The 19101-nt window shown below is 50.2% G+C and carries 17 protein-coding genes; 8 read left to right on the forward strand and 9 right to left on the reverse strand.

The annotated features are described in order from the left end of the window. Positions 1–27 precede the first annotated feature (27 nt). The 6 genes from tnaA (at position 28) to yieF (ending at position 6517) form a co-directional block, all read left to right on the forward strand. Complete coding sequence (tnaA, locus tag EA14781_RS16245; RefSeq protein ID WP_002460427.1) at positions 28–1443, forward strand: tryptophanase; 1416 nt, start codon at positions 28–30, stop codon at positions 1441–1443. Positions 1444–1534: 91 nt separating this feature from the next. Then, on the forward strand, positions 1535–2782 hold the full coding sequence (gene tnaB, locus EA14781_RS16250; protein ID WP_000131895.1) for a low affinity tryptophan permease TnaB: 1248 nt from the start codon (positions 1535–1537) through the stop codon (positions 2780–2782). 131 nt (positions 2783–2913) lie between these two features. Beyond that, positions 2914–4089, forward strand: coding sequence for a multidrug efflux MFS transporter MdtL (mdtL, locus tag EA14781_RS16255; protein WP_000086019.1), 1176 nt, complete (start codon positions 2914–2916; stop codon positions 4087–4089). After that, positions 4064–5023: an HTH-type transcriptional regulator YidZ gene (yidZ, locus tag EA14781_RS16260; protein ID WP_002460430.1), complete on the forward strand. Its 960-nt coding sequence runs from the start codon at positions 4064–4066 to the stop codon at positions 5021–5023. Before mdtL ends, yidZ begins: the two co-directional genes overlap by 26 nt. A gap of 156 nt (positions 5024–5179) precedes the next feature. Further along, complete coding sequence (locus tag EA14781_RS16265) at positions 5180–5929, forward strand: 4'-phosphopantetheinyl transferase family protein (protein ID WP_024164676.1); 750 nt, start codon at positions 5180–5182, stop codon at positions 5927–5929. A gap of 21 nt (positions 5930–5950) precedes the next feature. Beyond that, positions 5951–6517: a class I chromate reductase YieF gene (gene yieF / locus EA14781_RS16270; RefSeq protein ID WP_001291121.1), complete on the forward strand. Its 567-nt coding sequence runs from the start codon at positions 5951–5953 to the stop codon at positions 6515–6517. 53 nt (positions 6518–6570) lie between these two features. Here yieF and adeP read toward each other — a convergent pair whose 3' ends face one another. After that, a complete protein-coding gene (gene adeP / locus EA14781_RS16275) occupies positions 6571–7908 on the reverse strand; it encodes an adenine permease AdeP (RefSeq protein ID WP_002460437.1) in 1338 nt (445 codons plus the stop codon). A 166-nt stretch (positions 7909–8074) separates the two neighbouring features. Here adeP and yieH point away from each other — a divergent pair, with 166 nt between their 5' ends. Next, positions 8075–8740: a 6-phosphogluconate phosphatase gene (yieH, locus tag EA14781_RS16280; protein ID WP_000078036.1), complete on the forward strand. Its 666-nt coding sequence runs from the start codon at positions 8075–8077 to the stop codon at positions 8738–8740. 197 nt (positions 8741–8937) lie between these two features. Next, positions 8938–9525: a PF03691 family colicin E2 tolerance protein CbrC gene (gene cbrC, locus EA14781_RS16285; RefSeq protein WP_000149522.1), complete on the forward strand. Its 588-nt coding sequence runs from the start codon at positions 8938–8940 to the stop codon at positions 9523–9525. Positions 9526–9600: 75 nt separating this feature from the next. On the opposite strand, the gene phoU is transcribed toward cbrC, so the two are convergent. From phoU to EA14781_RS16330, 8 genes are all read right to left on the reverse strand, one after another. Further along, positions 9601–10326, reverse strand: a complete 726-nt coding sequence (phoU, locus tag EA14781_RS16290) for a phosphate signaling complex protein PhoU (protein ID WP_000377806.1) — start codon at positions 10324–10326, stop codon at positions 9601–9603. 14 nt (positions 10327–10340) lie between these two features. Then, positions 10341–11114 (reverse strand): phosphate ABC transporter ATP-binding protein PstB, encoded by a 774-nt coding sequence (pstB, locus tag EA14781_RS16295; RefSeq protein ID WP_000063126.1) that lies wholly within the window; start codon positions 11112–11114, stop codon positions 10341–10343. A 90-nt stretch (positions 11115–11204) separates the two neighbouring features. After that, positions 11205–12095 carry a phosphate ABC transporter permease PstA gene (gene pstA / locus EA14781_RS16300; RefSeq protein ID WP_001251990.1) on the reverse strand — a complete coding sequence of 297 codons (891 nt, stop codon included), beginning with the start codon at positions 12093–12095 and terminating at the stop codon, positions 11205–11207. Further along, positions 12095–13054 (reverse strand): phosphate ABC transporter permease PstC, encoded by a 960-nt coding sequence (pstC, locus tag EA14781_RS16305; protein ID WP_000741633.1) that lies wholly within the window; start codon positions 13052–13054, stop codon positions 12095–12097. The genes pstA and pstC overlap by 1 nt, the downstream gene beginning before the upstream one ends. A gap of 85 nt (positions 13055–13139) precedes the next feature. Then, positions 13140–14180: a phosphate ABC transporter substrate-binding protein PstS gene (pstS, locus tag EA14781_RS16310; protein ID WP_000867169.1), complete on the reverse strand. Its 1041-nt coding sequence runs from the start codon at positions 14178–14180 to the stop codon at positions 13140–13142. Between the two features lie 436 nt (positions 14181–14616). Continuing rightward, entirely contained in the window at positions 14617–16446 is a 1830-nt protein-coding gene (gene glmS / locus EA14781_RS16320; protein ID WP_000334077.1) for a glutamine--fructose-6-phosphate transaminase (isomerizing), read from the reverse strand. Between the two features lie 162 nt (positions 16447–16608). Then, positions 16609–17979, reverse strand: coding sequence for a bifunctional UDP-N-acetylglucosamine diphosphorylase/glucosamine-1-phosphate N-acetyltransferase GlmU (gene glmU, locus EA14781_RS16325; RefSeq protein ID WP_000933759.1), 1371 nt, complete (start codon positions 17977–17979; stop codon positions 16609–16611). 275 nt (positions 17980–18254) lie between these two features. Next, positions 18255–18953 carry a Bax inhibitor-1/YccA family protein gene (locus EA14781_RS16330; protein ID WP_000008706.1) on the reverse strand — a complete coding sequence of 233 codons (699 nt, stop codon included), beginning with the start codon at positions 18951–18953 and terminating at the stop codon, positions 18255–18257. Positions 18954–19101: the final 148 nt, after the last annotated feature.

The raw sequence follows: 19101 nt of genomic DNA on the forward strand, positions 1-19101 counted from the left end.
CAATTAAAATAAATGAAGGATTATGTAATGGAAAACTTTAAACATCTCCCTGAACCGTTCCGCATTCGTGTTATCGAACCAGTAAAACGCACAACCCGTGCTTACCGTGAAGAAGCAATTATTAAATCCGGTATGAATCCCTTCCTGCTGGATAGCGAAGATGTATTTATCGATTTACTGACCGACAGTGGTACCGGGGCAGTGACGCAGAACATGCAGGCAGCGATGATGCGCGGCGACGAAGCCTACAGCGGTAGCCGCAGTTACTACGCGTTAGCTGAATCAGTAAAAAATATTTTTGGCTATCAATACACTATTCCAACTCACCAAGGCCGCGGCGCCGAGCAAATCTATATTCCAGTGCTGATTAAAAAGCGCGAGCAGGAAAAAGGCCTGGATCGCAGCAAAATGGTGGCGTTCTCTAACTATTTCTTTGACACCACTCAGGGCCATAGCCAGATCAATGGTTGTACCGTGCGTAACGTCTATATCAAAGAAGCGTTTGATACCGGCGTACGTTACGACTTTAAAGGCAACTTTGACCTCGAAGGATTAGAACGCGGCATTGAAGAAGTTGGTCCGAATAACGTGCCATATATTGTCGCCACCATTACCAGTAACTCCGCAGGCGGTCAGCCAGTTTCACTGGCGAACATGAAAGCGATGTACAGTATCGCGAAGAAATATGACATTCCGGTGGTGATAGACTCCGCACGCTTCGCCGAAAACGCCTATTTCATCAAGCAGCGTGAAGCAGAATACAAAGACTGGACTATCGAGCAGATCACTCGCGAAACCTACAAATATGCCGATATGCTGGCAATGTCCGCCAAGAAAGATGCGATGGTACCGATGGGCGGCTTGTTGTGCGTGAAAGATGACAGCTTCTTTGATGTCTATACCGAGTGCAGAACCCTTTGCGTGGTTCAGGAAGGCTTCCCGACTTACGGCGGCCTGGAAGGCGGTGCAATGGAGCGCCTGGCCGTTGGCTTGTATGACGGTATGAACCTTGACTGGCTGGCCTATCGCATTGCGCAAGTGCAGTATCTGGTCGATGGTCTGGAAGAGATTGGCGTTGTTTGCCAGCAGGCTGGCGGTCACGCGGCATTCGTTGATGCTGGAAAACTGTTGCCGCATATCCCGGCAGACCAGTTCCCGGCACAGGCGCTGGCGTGCGAACTGTATAAAGTCGCCGGTATCCGTGCGGTAGAAATTGGCTCTTTCCTGTTAGGTCGCGATCCGAAAACCGGTAAACAATTGCCGTGCCCGGCTGAACTGCTGCGTTTAACTATTCCACGTGCGACTTACACTCAAACGCATATGGACTTCATTATTGAAGCCTTTAAGCATGTGAAAGAGAACGCGGCGAACATTAAAGGGTTAACCTTTACTTACGAACCGAAAGTATTGCGTCACTTCACCGCAAAACTAAAAGAAGTTTAATTAATACATTCAGAGTGGCTATAAGGATGTTAGCCACTCTCATTCCCTACATCCTCAATAACAAAAATAGCCTTCCTCTAAAGGTGGCATTATGACTGATCAAGCAGAAAAAAAGCACTCTGCATTTTGGGGTGTTATGGTTATAGCAGGTACAGTAATTGGTGGAGGTATGTTTGCTTTACCTGTTGATCTTGCCGGCGCCTGGTTCTTTTGGGGTGCCTTTATCCTTATCATTGCCTGGTTTTCAATGCTTCATTCCGGGTTATTGTTATTAGAAGCGAATTTAAATTATCCCGTCGGATCCAGTTTTAACACCATCACCAAAGATTTAATCGGCAACACATGGAACATTATTAGCGGTATAACCGTTGCCTTCGTTCTCTATATTCTCACTTACGCTTATATCTCTGCTAATGGCGCAATCATTAGTGAAACAATATCGATGAATTTGGATTATCACGCAAATCCACACATTGTCGGGATCTGCACAGCCATTTTCGTCGCCAGCGTACTGTGGATAAGTTCGTTAGCCGCCAGCCGTATAAGCTCATTGTTCCTCGGGCTGAAGATTATCTCCTTTGTGATCGTGTTTGGTTCTTTCTTCTTCCAGGTTGATTATTCCATTCTGCGCGATTCCACCAGCACCACTGCGGGAACGTCTTACTTCCCGTATATATTTATGGCTTTGCCGGTGTGTCTGGCGTCATTCGGTTTCCACGGCAATATACCCAGCCTGATTATTTGCTATGGAAAACGTAAAGATAAGTTAATCAAAAGCGTGGTGCTTGGTTCGCTGCTGGCGTTGGTGATTTATCTCTTCTGGTTGTACTGCACAATGGGGAATATTCCGCGTGAAAGCTTTAAAGCGATTATCTCTTCAGGCGGCAACGTCGATTCGCTGGTAAAATCGTTCCTCGGCACCAAACAGCGTGGCATTATCGAGTTTTGTTTGTTGGTGTTCTCAAACTTAGCGGTTGCCAGTTCGTTCTTTGGCGTCACGCTGGGATTGTTCGATTATCTGGCGGATCTGTTTAAGATTGATAACTCCCACGCCGGGCGTTTCAAAACCGTACTGTTAACCTTCCTGCCACCCGCTTTGTTGTATCTTATCTTCCCAAATGGCTTTATTTACGGGATTGGCGGTGCCGGGCTGTGCGCCACTATCTGGGCAGTAATTATCCCCGCTGTACTGGCAATCAAAGCCCGCAAGAAGTTTCCTAACCAGATGTTCACTGTTTGGGGCGGTAATGTTATTCCGGCGATAGTTATTCTCTTTGGCATAACCGTAATTTTGTGCTGGTTTGGTAACGTCTTTAACATGTTACCTAAATTTGGCTGATCCCTTCAAGAAGCCAGCCATTCGCTGGCTTCTTGCCTGCCAGGAAATCTCTTTTGTCCAAATGGCAACTCGCTTGATTCTCCTGCACCACGTATGCTTTGCATCACTTTTCCATCAGGACGCTTTAGCCCATGTCCCGCTTTTTGATTTGTAGTTTTGCCCTGGTTTTACTCTATCCCGCAGGTATTGATATGTATCTGGTCGGCTTACCGCGCATCGCCGCCGATCTCAACGCCAGCGAAGCGCAGTTGCATATTGCGTTCTCGGTTTATCTGGCAGGGATGGCGACAGCAATGTTGTTTGCCGGTAAAGTGGCCGATCGCTCAGGGAGAAAACCTGTCGCTATACCCGGCGCGGCGCTATTTATTATCGCCTCGATATTCTGCTCACTGGCTGAAACCAGCACGTTATTTATTGCAGGGCGATTTCTGCAGGGGCTCGGCGCGGGCTGTTGTTACGTAGTGGCATTCGCGATTTTACGCGACACGCTGGACGATCGACGTCGGGCAAAAGTGTTGTCATTACTTAATGGTATTACCTGCATCATTCCGGTGTTAGCACCAGTGCTCGGACACCTGATTATGCTTAAATTCCCATGGCAGAGCCTGTTCTGGACGATGACAATAATGGGCGTTGCAGTTCTCATGTTGTCTTTGTTTATTTTAAAAGAAACGCGCCCTGCCGCACCTGCAACGTCGAACAAACCACAAGAAAATACCGAGTCGTTGCTTAACCGTTTTTTCCTCAGCCGGGTGCTCATCACGACGTTAAGTGTTTCAGTCATTCTCACCTTTGTGAACACATCGCCGGTATTGCTGATGGAGATAATGGGTTTCAAACGCGGAGAATATGCCACAATTATGGCGCTGACCGCAGGCGTCAGCATGACCGTATCGTTCTCCACACCGTTTGCGCTGGGAATTTTGAAGCCACGTACGCTGATGATCGCCTCGCAGGTGTTATTCCTGGCGGCGGGGATCACCCTTGCCGTTTCACCTTCCCATGCGGTTTCTCTGTTTGGTATCACGCTGATTTGCGCCGGTTTCTCGGTAGGTTTTGGCGTCGCAATGAGTCAGGCATTAGGACCGTTTTCACTACGGGCTGGCGTAGCCAGTTCGACGTTAGGCATTGCGCAAGTTTGTGGTTCGTCACTGTGGATATGGCTGGCGGCCGTGGTTGGCGTCGGCGCATGGAATATGCTGATCGGGATTCTGATTGCCTGTAGCATAGTGAGCCTGTTGCTGATTATGCTCGTCGCGCCTGGACGCACCGTTGCCGCTCATGAAGAAATCCATCACCACGCTTGATCTCAATTTGCTGCTTTGTCTGCAACTGCTGATGCAGGAACGCAGTGTGACCAAAGCAGCAAAGCGAATGAATGTCACCCCTTCGGCGGCGAGCAAATCATTAGCAAAACTACGAGCGTGGTTTGATGATCCTTTATTTATCAATTCACCGCTCGGACTGACGCCGACGCCGCTGATGATCAGCATGGAGCAGAATCTGGCGGAGTGGATGCAAATGAGCAACCAGTTGTTGGATAAACCACACCACGAAATGCCATACGGCCTGAAATTTGAGCTGGCGGCGGAGTCGCCGTTGATGATGATTATGCTTAATGCTTTGTCTCAGCAGATCTACCAGCGTTACCCCCAGGCAACCATCAAACTGCGTAACTGGGGTTACGACTCTCTGGATGCCATTATTCGTGGCGAAGTGGATATTGGTTTTTCTGGTCGGGAAAGTCATCCACGTTCGCGGGAACAGCTCAACCTGTTGCCGTTATCTATTGATTATGAAGTATTATTCACTGACTCACCCTGTGTCTGGCTACGGGAAGATCATCCGGCACTGGACGAAGAGTGGAATCTGGATACCTTTCTGCGATATCCACATATCAGCATTTGTTGGGAACAGAGCGACACCTGGGCGCTGGACAATGTATTGCAGGAGTCAGGACGCGAACGCACAATTGCCATGAGTCTGCCAGAATTCGAGCAGTCGCTGTTTATGGCTGCACAACCCGATAACCTACTGCTGGCGACCGCGCCACGCTATTGCCAGTACTACAATCAACTCCACCAACTGCCGTTGGTTGCTCTTCCTCTCCCGTTTGATGAAAGCCAGCAAAAAAAGCTGGAAGTCCCTTTTACCCTTCTGTGGCATAAACGGAACAGCCGTAATCCGAAGATCGTCTGGTTACGGGAAACCATTAAAGATCTTTACATCTCAATGCGCTAATTTTGCCTGATGGGACGCAACCATTTTCCGCAGCAAAATGTAAAAATAATGTAATAACATTGTCTGAATCGAACTTTTTGCCGCTTTCGCCTGTCCATTGTTCCTGTAAATGATTACTCTTGTATTCATAATGGACCATTAAGCATGGAGCGAAAAATGGCAACTCATTTTGCCCGAGGGATTTTAACGGAAGGACACCTGATCTCTGTTCGTCTCCCCTCCCAGTGTCATCAAGAAGCCCGGAATCTTCCCCCTCATCGTCAAAGTCGTTTTCTGGCATCCAGAGGTTTACTCGCAGAACTGATGTTCATGCTATATGGCATTAGCGAATTACCGGAAATCGTCATTCAGAATAAGGGAAAGCCGGTTTTTCGCGATAGCAACTTGCCTGCATTTTCAATTTCCTATGCCGGAAATATGATTGGCGTGGCGCTCGCAACAGAGGGGGAGTGTGGCCTCGATATGGAGTTACAGCGAGCGACCCGCAGTTTTCATAGTCCTCACGCTCCCGATAACCCTATTTTTTCCAGCAACGAAACGCTGTGGATCAGTAAGCAAAACGATCCTAACGAAGCGCGAGCGCAACTCATCACTTTGCGCCGAAGCGTGCTAAAACTTACCGGTGATGTATTGAATGACGATCCGCGCGATCTGCAATTGATGCCTATTGCGGGACGCCTGAAATGTGCTCATGTAAATAATGTAGAAGCGTTATGCGACGCAGAGGACGTACTGGTGTGGTCTGTTGCGGCGACCCCCGCGATCGAAAAACTTAATGTCTGGCAGTTCGATGGCAAGCTCGGTTGGAAAACATTGCCTGACATACATAGCCGCGCCAATAACCCAACCGGACGTCTGATGCGCTTTGCCCAGCTCTCTACCGTGAAGTCTTTTTCACCAAATTGATAGACAACCACAGGAGTTATTATGTCTGAAAAATTGAAGGTGGTTACATTACTGGGGAGCCTGCGCAAAGGTTCATTTAATGGCATGGTTGCACGTACGCTGCCGAAAATTGCTCCGGCAAGTATGGAGGTTAATGCATTGCCTTCCATTGCTGATATTCCCTTGTATGACGCTGACGTACAGCAGGAAGACGGTTTTCCAGCGACAGTTGAAGCTCTGGCGGAACAGATACGTCAGGCCGATGGTGTCGTCATCGTGACGCCGGAATATAACTACTCAGTACCCGGTGGGCTGAAAAATGCCATCGACTGGCTTTCCCGCCTGCCGGACCAGCCATTAGCCGGTAAACCGGTGTTGATTCAGACCTGTTCAATGGGCGTGATTGGCGGCGCACGTTGTCAGTACCACTTACGTCAGATTCTGGTCTTCCTCGATGCAATGGTGATGAACAAGCCAGAATTTATGGGCGGCGTGATTCAGAACAAAGTTGATCCACAGACGGGCGAAGTGATTGATCAGGGAACGCTGGAGCATCTGGCCGGACAATTGACCGCATTTGGTGAGTTTATTCAGCGGGTGAAAAACTAAATAAAAAACCCGCCAGCAATAACACATGGCGGGTTTTTAGCGTCCTGTCGATTTTAATGTGCGTCAATAAACACAATCTTCAGCACAAACAGCAGCGCAACTACGACGACGCACGGACTAAGGTCACGCAGACGCCCGGTGCCGATTTTCATTACGCAGTAGGAGATAAAGCCCAACGCGATACCTTCGGTAATCGAGAAGCTGAACGGCATCATCACCGCGGTAATAAACGCCGGAACAGATTCAGTGAGATCCTGCCATTTCACGCGAGCAAGACTTGAAGTCATCAGTACGCCAACGTAAATCAACGCCCCCGCCGCGGCGTAGCCAGGCACCATCCCCGCCAGCGGAGATAAGAAAATAACCAGCAGGAACAGCAGGCCGACAACCACTGCCGTCAGACCGGTACGTCCGCCAACGGAAACGCCGGAAGAGGACTCAATATACGCAGTAACGGAAGAAGTACCGATAAACGAACCGGTAACAGAAGAGATACTGTCGACATACAGCGCCTGCTTCATGCGCGGGAATTTACCTTTCTCATCCGCCAGCCCGGCTTTATCGGTTACGCCAATCAACGTCCCCGAAGAGTCAAACAAGTTGACCAGCATGAAAGAGAAAATCACTCCTGCCAGGCCCAGGTTGAATGACCCGGCTAAATCCACATGACCCACAACTGTCATCACGCTCGGCGGCGCAGAGACAATGCCGTTGTAGTGCACGTCTCCCAACATCCAGCCCAGCAGCGTCGTCACCACAATGGAAACCAGCACTGCCGCGTGGATATTTCGCGAGGCCAGAATCGCAATGATGAAGAAACCGAGGATCCCCAGCAGCACGCTGTGGGAAGTCAGGTTACCGATACTCACCAGCGTTTCCGGGTTAGCGACAATCACGCCCGCGTTTTTCAACCCCATCATGCCAATGAACAGGCCGATACCGCTGGTAATGCCCACACGCAGACTCACCGGAATGTTGGCAATCATCCAGTAGCGAACGCGGAAAATCGTCAGCAGCAGTAGCCCCATCGCGCCCCAGAAGATTGCGCCCATCCCGACTTGCCACGGCAGCCCCATAGCCTGCACGACAACGAAAGCGAAGAACGCATTGAGGCCCATTGCCGGAGCAAGCGCAACGGGCAGGTTTGCAAACAACCCCATCAGGATGCTGCCAAATGCAGCAATCAGACAGGTCGTGACGAAGACGGCGCTGGTGTCCATGCCAGCGACGCCCAGAATTTGCGGGTTAACAAAAACGATGTAAACCATCGTCAGGAAGGTGGTAAAACCAGCGATCACTTCGGTCCGTGCCGTCGTGCCATGTTCGCGTAGTTTAAACACGCGTTCCAGCATCCCCTGACCAGAAGTCTGGGTAGTGTGTTGTTGACTCATTATCTATTTCCGAACAAGGAGGGAAAATCCGTCGCTATCGTATACCAAAATGAGACAATAGGGACGTTTGAAGATAACTTTTTTTCATTGTATTTGCTTACACGGCAACGATTGCGTCACGCAAATCAGCATGACGAAAACGTTAAACTAACGATAAAGGAAAGACATGTCACAGATAGAAGCAGTATTTTTCGACTGCGACGGTACGCTGGTCGATAGCGAGATCATTTGCTCTCGCGCCTATGTCACGATGTTCAAAGAATTCGGTATTAGCGTCTCCTTTGAAGAGATTTTCACCCGCTTTAAAGGCGTAAAGCTCTACGAAATTATTGAAATCATCAGTAAAGAACAGGGCGTAGAAATGGTCCGTGCTGATGCCGAACGCGTTTATCGCGCAGAGGTAGCGCGTCTGTTTGATACAGAACTGGAGATGATTGCGGGAGCAAATGATTTGCTGGAAAGCGTAAAAGTGCCGATGTGCGTCGTCTCAAACGGTCCGGTTAACAAAATGCAGCATTCACTTGGCAAACTCAACATGCTGCACTACTTCCCGGAAAAACTGTTCAGCGGCTACGACATTCAGCGTTGGAAACCTGATCCAGCATTAATGTTCCATGCTGCGAAAGCAATGAATGTGAATGTTGAAAACTGCATTCTGGTCGATGACTCAGTTGCCGGTGCACAATCTGGTATCGACGCAGGTATGGAAGTGTTCTACTTCTGCGCCGACCCGCACAATAAGCCGATCGTTCATCCGAAAGTCACTACCTTTACCGATTTGGCGCAGTTGCCTGCGCTCTGGAAGGCGCGGGGCTGGGATATTACCACATAACGTTTCTCTCTCCCTTCACTTACCCGCCTAATCTGGCGTTCAAAGGTAAGCAAAGGGAGTTTGAAATGTCTGCTACATCACGCATTGTATTTTCAGGGCCGTAGGAGTTTTGATCGCTATCATTCGAAAACAGACTTTTTAAATTAACCGTCACGCTCTATTTTGTTTTTTATTTCCACGAGCAGACAGGACGTTTTATGACTCATAACACCAGACCGTTACCCATTTTCAAATATCATCCGCAACCACTGGAAACAGGTGCATTTAAGCGGGATAAAACCGTAGAGTGCGATTGCTGTGAACAAGAAACATCTGTTTATTACTCCAGCCCGTTTTATTGCGTTGATGAAATTGAATATCTCTGTCCGTGGTGCATTGCGGACGGTTCTGCGGCAGAAAAGTTTGCAGGTAGTTTTCAGGATGATACAAGCATCGAAGGCGTTGAATTTGAGTATGATGAAGAGGACGAATTTGCCGGTATTAAGGACACATATCCTGCTGAAATGCTGAAAGAGTTGGTTGAACGCACGCCTGGCTATCATGGATGGCAGCAGGAATTCTGGCTGGCACATTGTGGCGATTTCTGTGCTTTTATCGGCTATGTGGGCTGGGATGAGATAAAAAACCGCCTTGATGAATTCGCCAACCTTGAAGAAGATTGTGAAAATTTCGGAATTAGAAGCTTGGATCTGGCGAAATGCCTGCAAAACGGCGGCCATTGTCAGGGTTATCTCTTCCGCTGTCTCCACTGCGGCAAGCTGAGACTATGGGGAGATTTTTCGTAAGACTATAAAGCCCGGTAAATATACTGGACACATTGCCGGATGCGGCGTAACGCCTTATCCGGCCTACGATTCGCGTTACTCTTTCGGATCTTTCCCCGCCAGCAGCTTATCCAGTTCATCACCACCAACGTGACGGAAATCCTGCCCCTTCACGTAGTAGAAAATGTATTCGCAGATATTCTGGCAGCGGTCGCCGATACGTTCGATAGAGCGCGCACAGAACAGCGCGGTAAGTACGCTCGGAATGGTCCGTGAATCTTCCATCATGTAGGTCATCAACTGACGAACAATCCCTTCGTACTCCTGATCGACTTTTTTATCTTCACGATAGATTCGTACGGCTTCGTCAATGTCCATGCGCGCGAACGCATCCAGCACGTCGTGCAGCATCTGAATAGTATGACGGCCCAGCGATTCCAGACTTACCAGCAATGGCTGATGCTGCTGGGAGAATGTCTCCAGCGCAGTGCGGCAGATTTTGTCCGCCACGTCACCAATACGCTCCAGCTCGGCAATGGTTTTACTGATTACCATCACCAGACGCAGGTCGCTCGCCGTCGGCTGACGTTTAGCGATAATGCGCACGCAGGCTTCATCGATCGCCACTTCCATCATGTTGACGTTTTTGTCGCCTTCGATGACGCGCTTCGCCAGCTCACTGTCCTGGTTATGCATCGCGGTGATGGCATCAGTAAGCTGCTGCTCCACCATGCCGCCCATGGTCATCACCTGCGTGCGGATGCTTTCCAGTTCGGCGTTGAACTGGCCGGAAATATGTTTATTAAGATTGAGACTGTCCATAACGCACTCCTGAATCAACCGTAACGACCGGTGATGTAGTCTTCTGTTTGTTTCTTCGCGGGCTTGGTGAACAGATCGTCCGTGTTGCTGAACTCAATCAACTCGCCCAGGTACATAAACGCCGTGTGGTCGGAACAACGCGCAGCTTGCTGCATGTTGTGGGTGACGATCACCACGGTGTAATCCTGCTTCAGTTCGGTAATCAGCTCTTCAATACGCCCGGTAGATATAGGGTCGAGCGCCGAACACGGTTCGTCAAGCAACAACACTTCCGGGCGAATGGCGATACCACGCGCAATACACAGACGCTGTTGCTGCCCCCCAGAGAGAGAGTAACCGCTCTGGTGCAATTTATCTTTGGTTTCGTTCCACAATGCGGCTTTGGTCAATGCCCACTGCACGCGCTCGTCCATATCGGCACGGGAGAGTTTCTCAAACAGACGCACGCCAAAAGCGATGTTGTCATAGATGGACATCGGGAACGGCGTCGGTTTCTGGAACACCATGCCTACTTTCGCACGCAGCAGGGCGATATCCTGAGTGTTGGTCAGAATATTGTCGCCATCGAGCAAAATTTCACCTTCCGCACGCTGCTCTGGATACAGTTCAAACATTTTGTTGAAAGTACGCAGCAGCGTCGATTTACCGCAGCCGGACGGCCCGATAAACGCCGTAACCTGGTTTTTAGCGATATCCAGGTTGATGTTTTTCAGGGCATGGAATTTGCCGTAGTAGAAGTTCAAATTACGAACCTGAATTTTACTCGGGGCAGTTTCAACCATACTCATTGCAATCTTTTCCTCATCGTGCCTGATGCACTTCGCGAATCAGGCTTACCGTAGGCCGGATAAGACGTTCACGCCACATCCGGCAAAGTGTTAACCGTGTTTCTTCTTGGCAAAAACAACGCGCGCCAGAATGTTCAGCAGCAGGACGCACAGGGTAATGATCAACACCCCGGCCCAGGCCAGTTGCTGCCATTCCGCAAACGGGCTCATCGCAAACTTAAAGATAGTCACCGGCAGGTTGGCGATCGGCTGCATCATGTCCGTGCTCCAGAACTGGTTGGAGAGCGCAGTAAACAGCAGCGGCGCGGTTTCACCAGCAATACGGGCAATCGCCAGCAGGATACCGGTCATGATCCCGGACACCGACGCTTTCAGCGTAATCGCGGAGATCATCTTCCATTTCGGCGTGCCCAGCGCATAAGCCGCTTCACGCAGGCTATCCGGCACCAGTTTCAGCATGTTCTCGGTGGTGCGGATAACAATCGGCACCTGCAACAGCGCCAGCGCAATCACGCCCGCCCAGCCGGAGAAGTGCTCCATCTGCGCCACCACGATGGTGTAAACAAACAGACCAACCACAATCGACGGAGCGGAGAGCAAAATGTCGTTAATGAAGCGAATCACTTCTGCCAACCAGGATTTACGGCCATATTCCGCCAGATAAATCCCCGCCATAATGCCCAGCGGCGTACCGAATACGGTGGCCCACAAAATTAACAGACCGCTACCCGCCAGGGCATTCGCCAGACCGCCGCCTTCTGTATTGGGCGGTGGTGTCATTTCGGTGAATAGCGCCAGCGACATACCGTCAATACCGCGGGTGATGGTGGACATTAAAATCCAGATCAGCCAGAACAGGCCGAAGGCCATCGTCGCCATTGAGAGCGTCAACGCAATACGGTTTTTGAGGCGGCGACGCGCTTGCATTTTGCGGCGGGATTCCGCCAGCGCCGCAGTGGTTTGCATTTCAACCATAGCCATTAGCGTGCCCCCTCATTCTTAGCCAAGCGCATAATCATCAACTTCGATGCGGCGAGGACGATGAAGGTAATCACAAACAGGATCAGACCCAGTTCCATCAGAGCAGCCACGTGCAGACCAGATTCTGCCTCGGCAAATTCGTTCGCCAGCGCAGAGGTGATACTGTTGCCCGGCATGTACAGCGAGGCGCTGTCGAGCTGGTAGGTGTTACCGATGATAAAGGTCACCGCCATGGTTTCACCAAGCGCGCGCCCCAGACCCAGCATAATGCCGCCGATAACGCCATTTTTGGTGAACGGAAGAACGATACGCCAGATAACTTCCCAGGTGGTACAGCCGATACCGTAGGCCGACTCTTTCATCATCACCGGGGTTTGTTCGAACACATCGCGCATTACCGCTGCAATGTACGGAATAATCATGATGGCGAGGATCACGCCTGCCGCGAGGATACCGATACCAAATGCCGGGCCAGAGAACAGCGTGCCGACAATCGGGATATTCGACATGATATTGCCGACCGGCTCCTGGAAGTAAACGGCGAACAGCGGCGCAAAGATAAACAGGCCCCACATGCCGTAAACGATACTTGGAATAGCTGCCAGCAACTCAATGGCGATACCCAGCGGGCGCTTCAGCCAGCCAGGCGCAAGCTCAGTCAGGAACAGGGCGATACCGAAACTCACCGGAACGGCAATCAGCAGCGCAATAAACGAGGTCACCAGCGTACCGTAGATCGGCACCAGCGCCCCGTAGATATCGTTCGGCGCATCCCACTCTTTGGTCCACAGGAAAGCCAGACCAAATTTCTGAATGCTCGGCCAGGAGGAGATGATCAGAGAGACAATAATGCCACCCAACATCAATAGCACAATCAGCGCCGCCAGTTTTACCAGCACGCTGAAAATTATGTCGCCCTTTTTACCCGGAGGGCTAAAAGCAGGCTTGGTTGCAGCCATAAGTTACTCTTCGGTTAAACGCGTTTACAAAGTCATTTTGTAATGCCGGATGCGGCGTTAACGCCTTATCCGGCCAGGAGTTTTATTAGTACAGCGGCTTACCGCTACTGTCTTTAATATTGGTCTTCCACGCAGCGCGAACCTGTTCAACGACGCTCTCCGGCAGGCTGGCATAATCCAGGTCGTTCGCCTGTTTAGCCCCGGTTTTGTACGCCCAGTCGAAGAACTTCAGCACTTCTACGCCCTGCTCTGGTTTCTTCTGATCTTTGTGGACCAGAATGAACGTGGTAGAGGTGATAGGCCACGCATCTTCGCCTTTCTGGTTAGTCAGATCCTGAGCAAATGTTTTGCTCCAGTCTGCGCCTTTTGCCGCATTCGCGAAGTTTTCTTCAGTCGGGGCGACAGGTTTACCATCAGCGGAGATCAGTTTGGTGTAGGCGAGGTTGTTCTGCTTGGCGTAAGCATATTCAACGTAACCAATCGCCCCAGGCAGACGCTGAACAAACGCAGCGATACCATCGTTACCTTTACCACCCAGTCCCGTCGGCCAGTTTACGGTAGAGCCAGAACCGACTTTGTTTTTCCACTCTTCGTTCACTTTTGCCAGATAGCTGGTGAAGACGAAGGATGTACCGGAGCCATCAGCGCGGCGCACCACAGCAATGTTCTGTGAAGGCAATTTCAGACCCGGGTTCAATTTGACGATAGCTTCATCATCCCACTTTTTGATTTTACCCAGATAGATATCGCCGAGGGTTTTACCATCCAGCACCAGTTCACCAGATTTCAGACCCGGCAGGTTAACCGCCAGCACCACGCCGCCAATCACGGTCGGGAACTGGAACAGACCTTCCTGGGCCAGTTTTTCGTCAGACAGCGGCGCATCAGACGCACCAAAATCTACGGTGTTAGCGATAATCTGTTTTACGCCACCGGAAGAACCGATACCCTGGTAGTTAACTTTATTACCGGTTTCTTTCTGGTAAGTGTCAGCCCATTTGGCATACACCGGCGCAGGGAATGTTGCACCTGCGCCTGTCAGGCTTGCTTCTGCAAAAACAGAGAAAGCGCTCATCGATAAGGTCGCGGCGACAACAGTTGCGACGGTGGTACGCATAACTTTCATAATGTCTCCTGGGAGGATTCATAAAGCATTGTTTGTTGGCTACGAGAAGCAAAATAGGACAAACAGGTGACAGTTATATGTAAGGTTTATGACAGTTTTATGACACCAGAAAAAACTCTTTTTGCCTGATTAAAAATCAATGAGTTAGAAGTGAAAGTAACAATAGCCTGGCAGAAAAATTTTCTTTCTGTGACAGTTTAAAAATAGCTGAAGATGAGAGAGGGGATAGAAAAATGCCCTGCGAAAGCAGGGCATCAGATTGTTGACAAAGCGCGCGTTGTTCATGCCGGATGCGGCGTGAACGCCTTATCCGGCCTACAAAATCGTACAAATTCAATATATTGCAATAACCTCGTAGGCCTGATAAGCGTAGCACATCAGACAGTTTTGCGTTTGTCAGCAGTCACATGCCCCGCTTACGCAGGGCATCTGTTAATTACTCAACCGTAACCGATTTCGCCAGGTTACGCGGCTGATCAACGTCGGTGCCTTTAATCAGCGCGACGTGGTAAGCCAGTAGCTGCAGCGGAACGGTGTAGAAGATCGGTGCAATCACCTCTTCCACATGCGGCATCTCGATGATGTGCATGTTATCGCTGCTGACAAAACCAGCGTCCTGATCGGCGAAGACATACAACTGACCGCCACGCGCACGAACTTCTTCAATGTTGGATTTCAGTTTTTCCAACAGTTCGTTATTCGGTGCAACAACGATAACCGGCATATCGGCGTCAATCAACGCCAGCGGACCGTGTTTCAGTTCACCCGCAGCGTAGGCTTCAGCATGAATGTAAGAGATCTCTTTCAGCTTCAATGCGCCTTCCAGCGCGATGGGGTACTGATCGCCACGGCCCAGGAACAGCGCGTGATGTTTGTCAGAGAAATCTTCCGCCAGGGCTTCGATACGTTTGTCCTGAGACAGCATCTGCTCAATACGGTTTGGCAGCGCCTGCAGACCGTGAACAATATCGTGCTCAATAGAGGCATCAAGGCCTTTCAGACGAGACAGTTTCGCCACCAGCATCAACAGTACGGTGAGCTGGGTAGTGAACGCTTTGGTCGATGCCACACCGATTTCCGTGCCAGCATTGGTCATCAGCGCCAGATCGGATTCACGTACCAGAGAGGAACCAGGCACGTTACAGATAGCCAGCGAGCCCAGATATCCCAGTTCTTTAGACAGACGCAGACCTGCCAGGGTATCCGCCGTTTCGCCAGACTGTGACAGAGTGATCATCAGGCTATTGCGGCGTACAGCGGATTTGCGATAGCGGAATTCAGAGGCGATTTCGACGTCGCACGGAATACCTGCCAGCGATTCAAACCAGTAGCGGGAAACCATACCGGAGTTATAAGAAGTACCACAGGCGAGGATCTGAATATGCTCAACCTTCGACAGCAGTTCGTCGGCGTTCGGTCCCAGCTCGCTCAAATCAACATGACCGTGGCTGATGCGCCCGGTAAGGGTATTTTTGATCGCGTTCGGCTGTTCATAGATCTCTTTCTGCATATAGTGGCGATAGATACCTTTATCACCTGCGTCATATTGCAGATTAGATTCGACATCCTGACGTTTCACTTCCGCGCCAGATTTATCGAAGATGTTTACCGAACGACGAGTAATTTCCGCAATATCGCCCTCTTCAAGGAAGATAAAGCGACGGGTCACTGGCAACAGCGCCAGCTGGTCAGAAGCGATAAAGTTTTCGCCCATACCGAGACCAATCACCAGCGGGCTACCAGAACGTGCCGCCAGCAGGGTATCCGGGTGGCGGGAGTCCATGATTACCGTACCGTACGCGCCACGCAGTTGCGGGATGGCGCGCAGAACAGCTTCACGTAGAGTGCCGCCCTGTTTCAGTTCCCAGTTCACCAGGTGTGCAATTACTTCGGTGTCGGTTTCAGAAACGAAGGTATAACCACGCGCTTTTAACTCTTCACGCAGTGGTTCATGGTTTTCGATGATGCCGTTATGCACCACCACAATGTGTTCAGAAACATGCGGATGCGCATTCGCTTCTGAAGGTTCGCCGTGGGTCGCCCAGCGAGTGTGAGCAATACCGGTGCCGCCATGCAAAGGATGTTCTTCCGCGGCCTGGGCCAGCATCTGTACTTTACCGAGGCGACGCAAACGGGTCATATGACCTTCTGCATCAACCACTGCCAGACCAGCAGAGTCATAACCGCGGTATTCCAGACGACGTAAACCTTCAAGAAGGATTTCAGCTACATCACGTTGCGCTATCGCGCCAACAATTCCACACATATTTTTTGATTCCGATTGATATCGTTGTCGGTCAACCTGTATGCCCGTTTTTTCGGGCGCCCCGAGCCTTGTAGAGAGTGGGGTTATTTTTATCGTTACTGCCTGTGGGTGGGAGATTATGTTATCTCCTCATCCCGAAAAGATCGGATTACCCGATCTCAATTACTTTTTCTTAACCGGACGACGCCAGCCTTCTCTTTGTGCCTGCGGCACACGGCTGATTGCCAGGGCATTTTCACCGACATTGCGCGTGACGGTGGTGCCAGCGGCAATCGTTGCGCCTTTACCCACCGTTACCGGAGCAACCAGTTGTGTATCAGAACCGACAAACACATCGTCGCCGATAATGGTCTTAAATTTGTTCGCGCCGTCGTAGTTGCAGGTAATGGTACCCGCGCCAATGTTAACGTTATCGCCAATTTCAGCATCGCCCAGGTAAGTCAGATGACCGGCTTTAGAGCCTTTACCCAGACGCGCTTTTTTCATCTCAACGAAGTTACCGACGTGTGCGCCCTCCAGTAACTCAGCGCCAGGACGCAGACGGGCAAACGGGCCAATAGTACAGGCCGCCGCCAGATTCGCATCTTCCACGACGGTATATGGGCTAATTTCGCAATCATCGCCAATCACGCTGTTTTTAATCACGCAACCGGCGCCGATTTTCACACGATTGCCGAGAGTGACATTGCCTTCGATGATAACGTTAGTATCAATTTCAACATCACGCCCGTGAGTAAGCGAACCACGCAGATCAAAACGCGCCGGATCGCGCAGCATAACACCAGCCAGTAGCAGTTTTTCAGCCTGCTCAGACTGGTAAACGCGCTCCAGACGAGAGAGCTGCAGGCGGTTATTCACGCCTTCAACTTCGCTTAAACGTTGCGGATGAACAGCAACAATTTCACGCCCTTCCTGATACGCCAACGCAATAATGTCGGTGATGTAGTATTCGCCCTGCGCGTTATTGTTGGTCAACTTCGCCAGCCAGCGTTTCATATCCGCACCGTTGGCGATCAGAATACCGGTGTTGATCTCCTGAATCTGACGCTGCTCGTCGGTGGCATCTTTATGCTCAACAATGCCGGTAACTTTGCCGTTTTCACGCGTGATGCGACCATAGCCGGTCGGATCGTCGAGTTTCACCGTCAGAAGACCAATACCGCCCTGTGGTTTAGCGTCACGCAGGCGCTGGAGTGTTTCGACAGAGATCAGCGGCACATCGCCATAGAGCATTAAAATGTCTTCATCATCGGCAAAGAAAGGCGCGGCTTGCTGCATTGCATGGCCAGTACCCAATTGCTCTGCCTGAAGCACCCAGTTCAGGTTGTCATCTTTTAACGCCTGTTTAAGCAGATCGCCGCCGTGGCCGTACACCAGGTGAACATGCGCTGCACCTAATTCATTCGCAGCATCAATGACATGCTGCACCATTGCTTTCCCGGCAAGGGTGTGCAGCACTTTCGGAAGATTGGAATACATGCGAGTGCCTTTGCCCGCGGCAAGGATCACTACGCTCATAGCATTATTCAACATACGCGTCCTGACTGTAATTTGAGAACGAATTTAAACCGCTTCACATTGAAAAAACTACATTTTTTTCATCGTGAAATGGACAGGGGATAAATTGTTCAATACTGGATTATCCCCGCCTGCAAAAGAGCCATTTTCGGCTATCGCCACGCCTTTTGTCTTCAGAAAAATAAGGCACGGCCTTCATTTAAGCGTCAGGCTGATGTTTTTGCTCTTATTTCGATCAATGAATAAACGGGAAAACCAGCGAATGATTTCGCTGGTTTATACAGACAGGTTTAATTGCGAGACATGAAAATACGCAGGACATACCAGAACATGGTAGCGATAGAAGCAAAGAGATGTAGCGCCGCGCCTGCCGGACGATCGGTGGGGTAATGATGAATAATGTTGGATGTGTCATACAGCACGAACCCGGCACACAACAGCACCATTGCCGCAGAGAACCAGACGCCCAGTGAGAAACCACAAATGATGCTGGCAATAATAGCCCCGAAAGCGATAAAGCCCGCCATAGTTAAAAAAGAGCGCATGAAAGAGAAATCTTTTTTGGTCGTAAAGGCTGTAAATGTCAAGCCGCCCACCAGCAGCCCTGTGGTAATGCTCGCCGCACCAATAATTGCCGGGTCAATATATACAGCCAGTCTCAACAAGGGAGCAAATATTAACGCTTCCGCTAAAACGTAAATCCCCAGACCAAGTAACTGCGTCCGATTCGACTCCACATTATCCGCCAGACGAGTCGCCAGCATGCTGACCACAATGAAAGCGCCAAGAACCACCAGCCAGCCAAACTGACCTCCATTCATCAAGATCCTGAGCAGCATTTTGCTGATACCGCTAAACAGGAATAATGCACTCAGGAAGATGAATCCCACTACCGCGCCAGCAAGATGCAGATAGGCCCGGCGGATAAAGGTGGCGCGCTCGGTTATCTCAACCGGTTGGATCCATTCAAAAGATGGTTTAAAAGACATGTTTATGATCCCTCACATAATTACAACAGAAATAGTAACAAGAGGGACAATATCACTATGCAGAAAGGGAGACAATTAACGACCAGAAAAGACGCTAATCTTTTGAAAATTGATAAAAATTTTATATATTTTTGCGTGATTCATCATT

It is taken from the genome of Escherichia albertii NBRC 107761 = DSM 17582, assembly GCF_000759775.1.
Classification (GTDB): Bacteria; Pseudomonadota; Gammaproteobacteria; order Enterobacterales; family Enterobacteriaceae; genus Escherichia; species Escherichia albertii.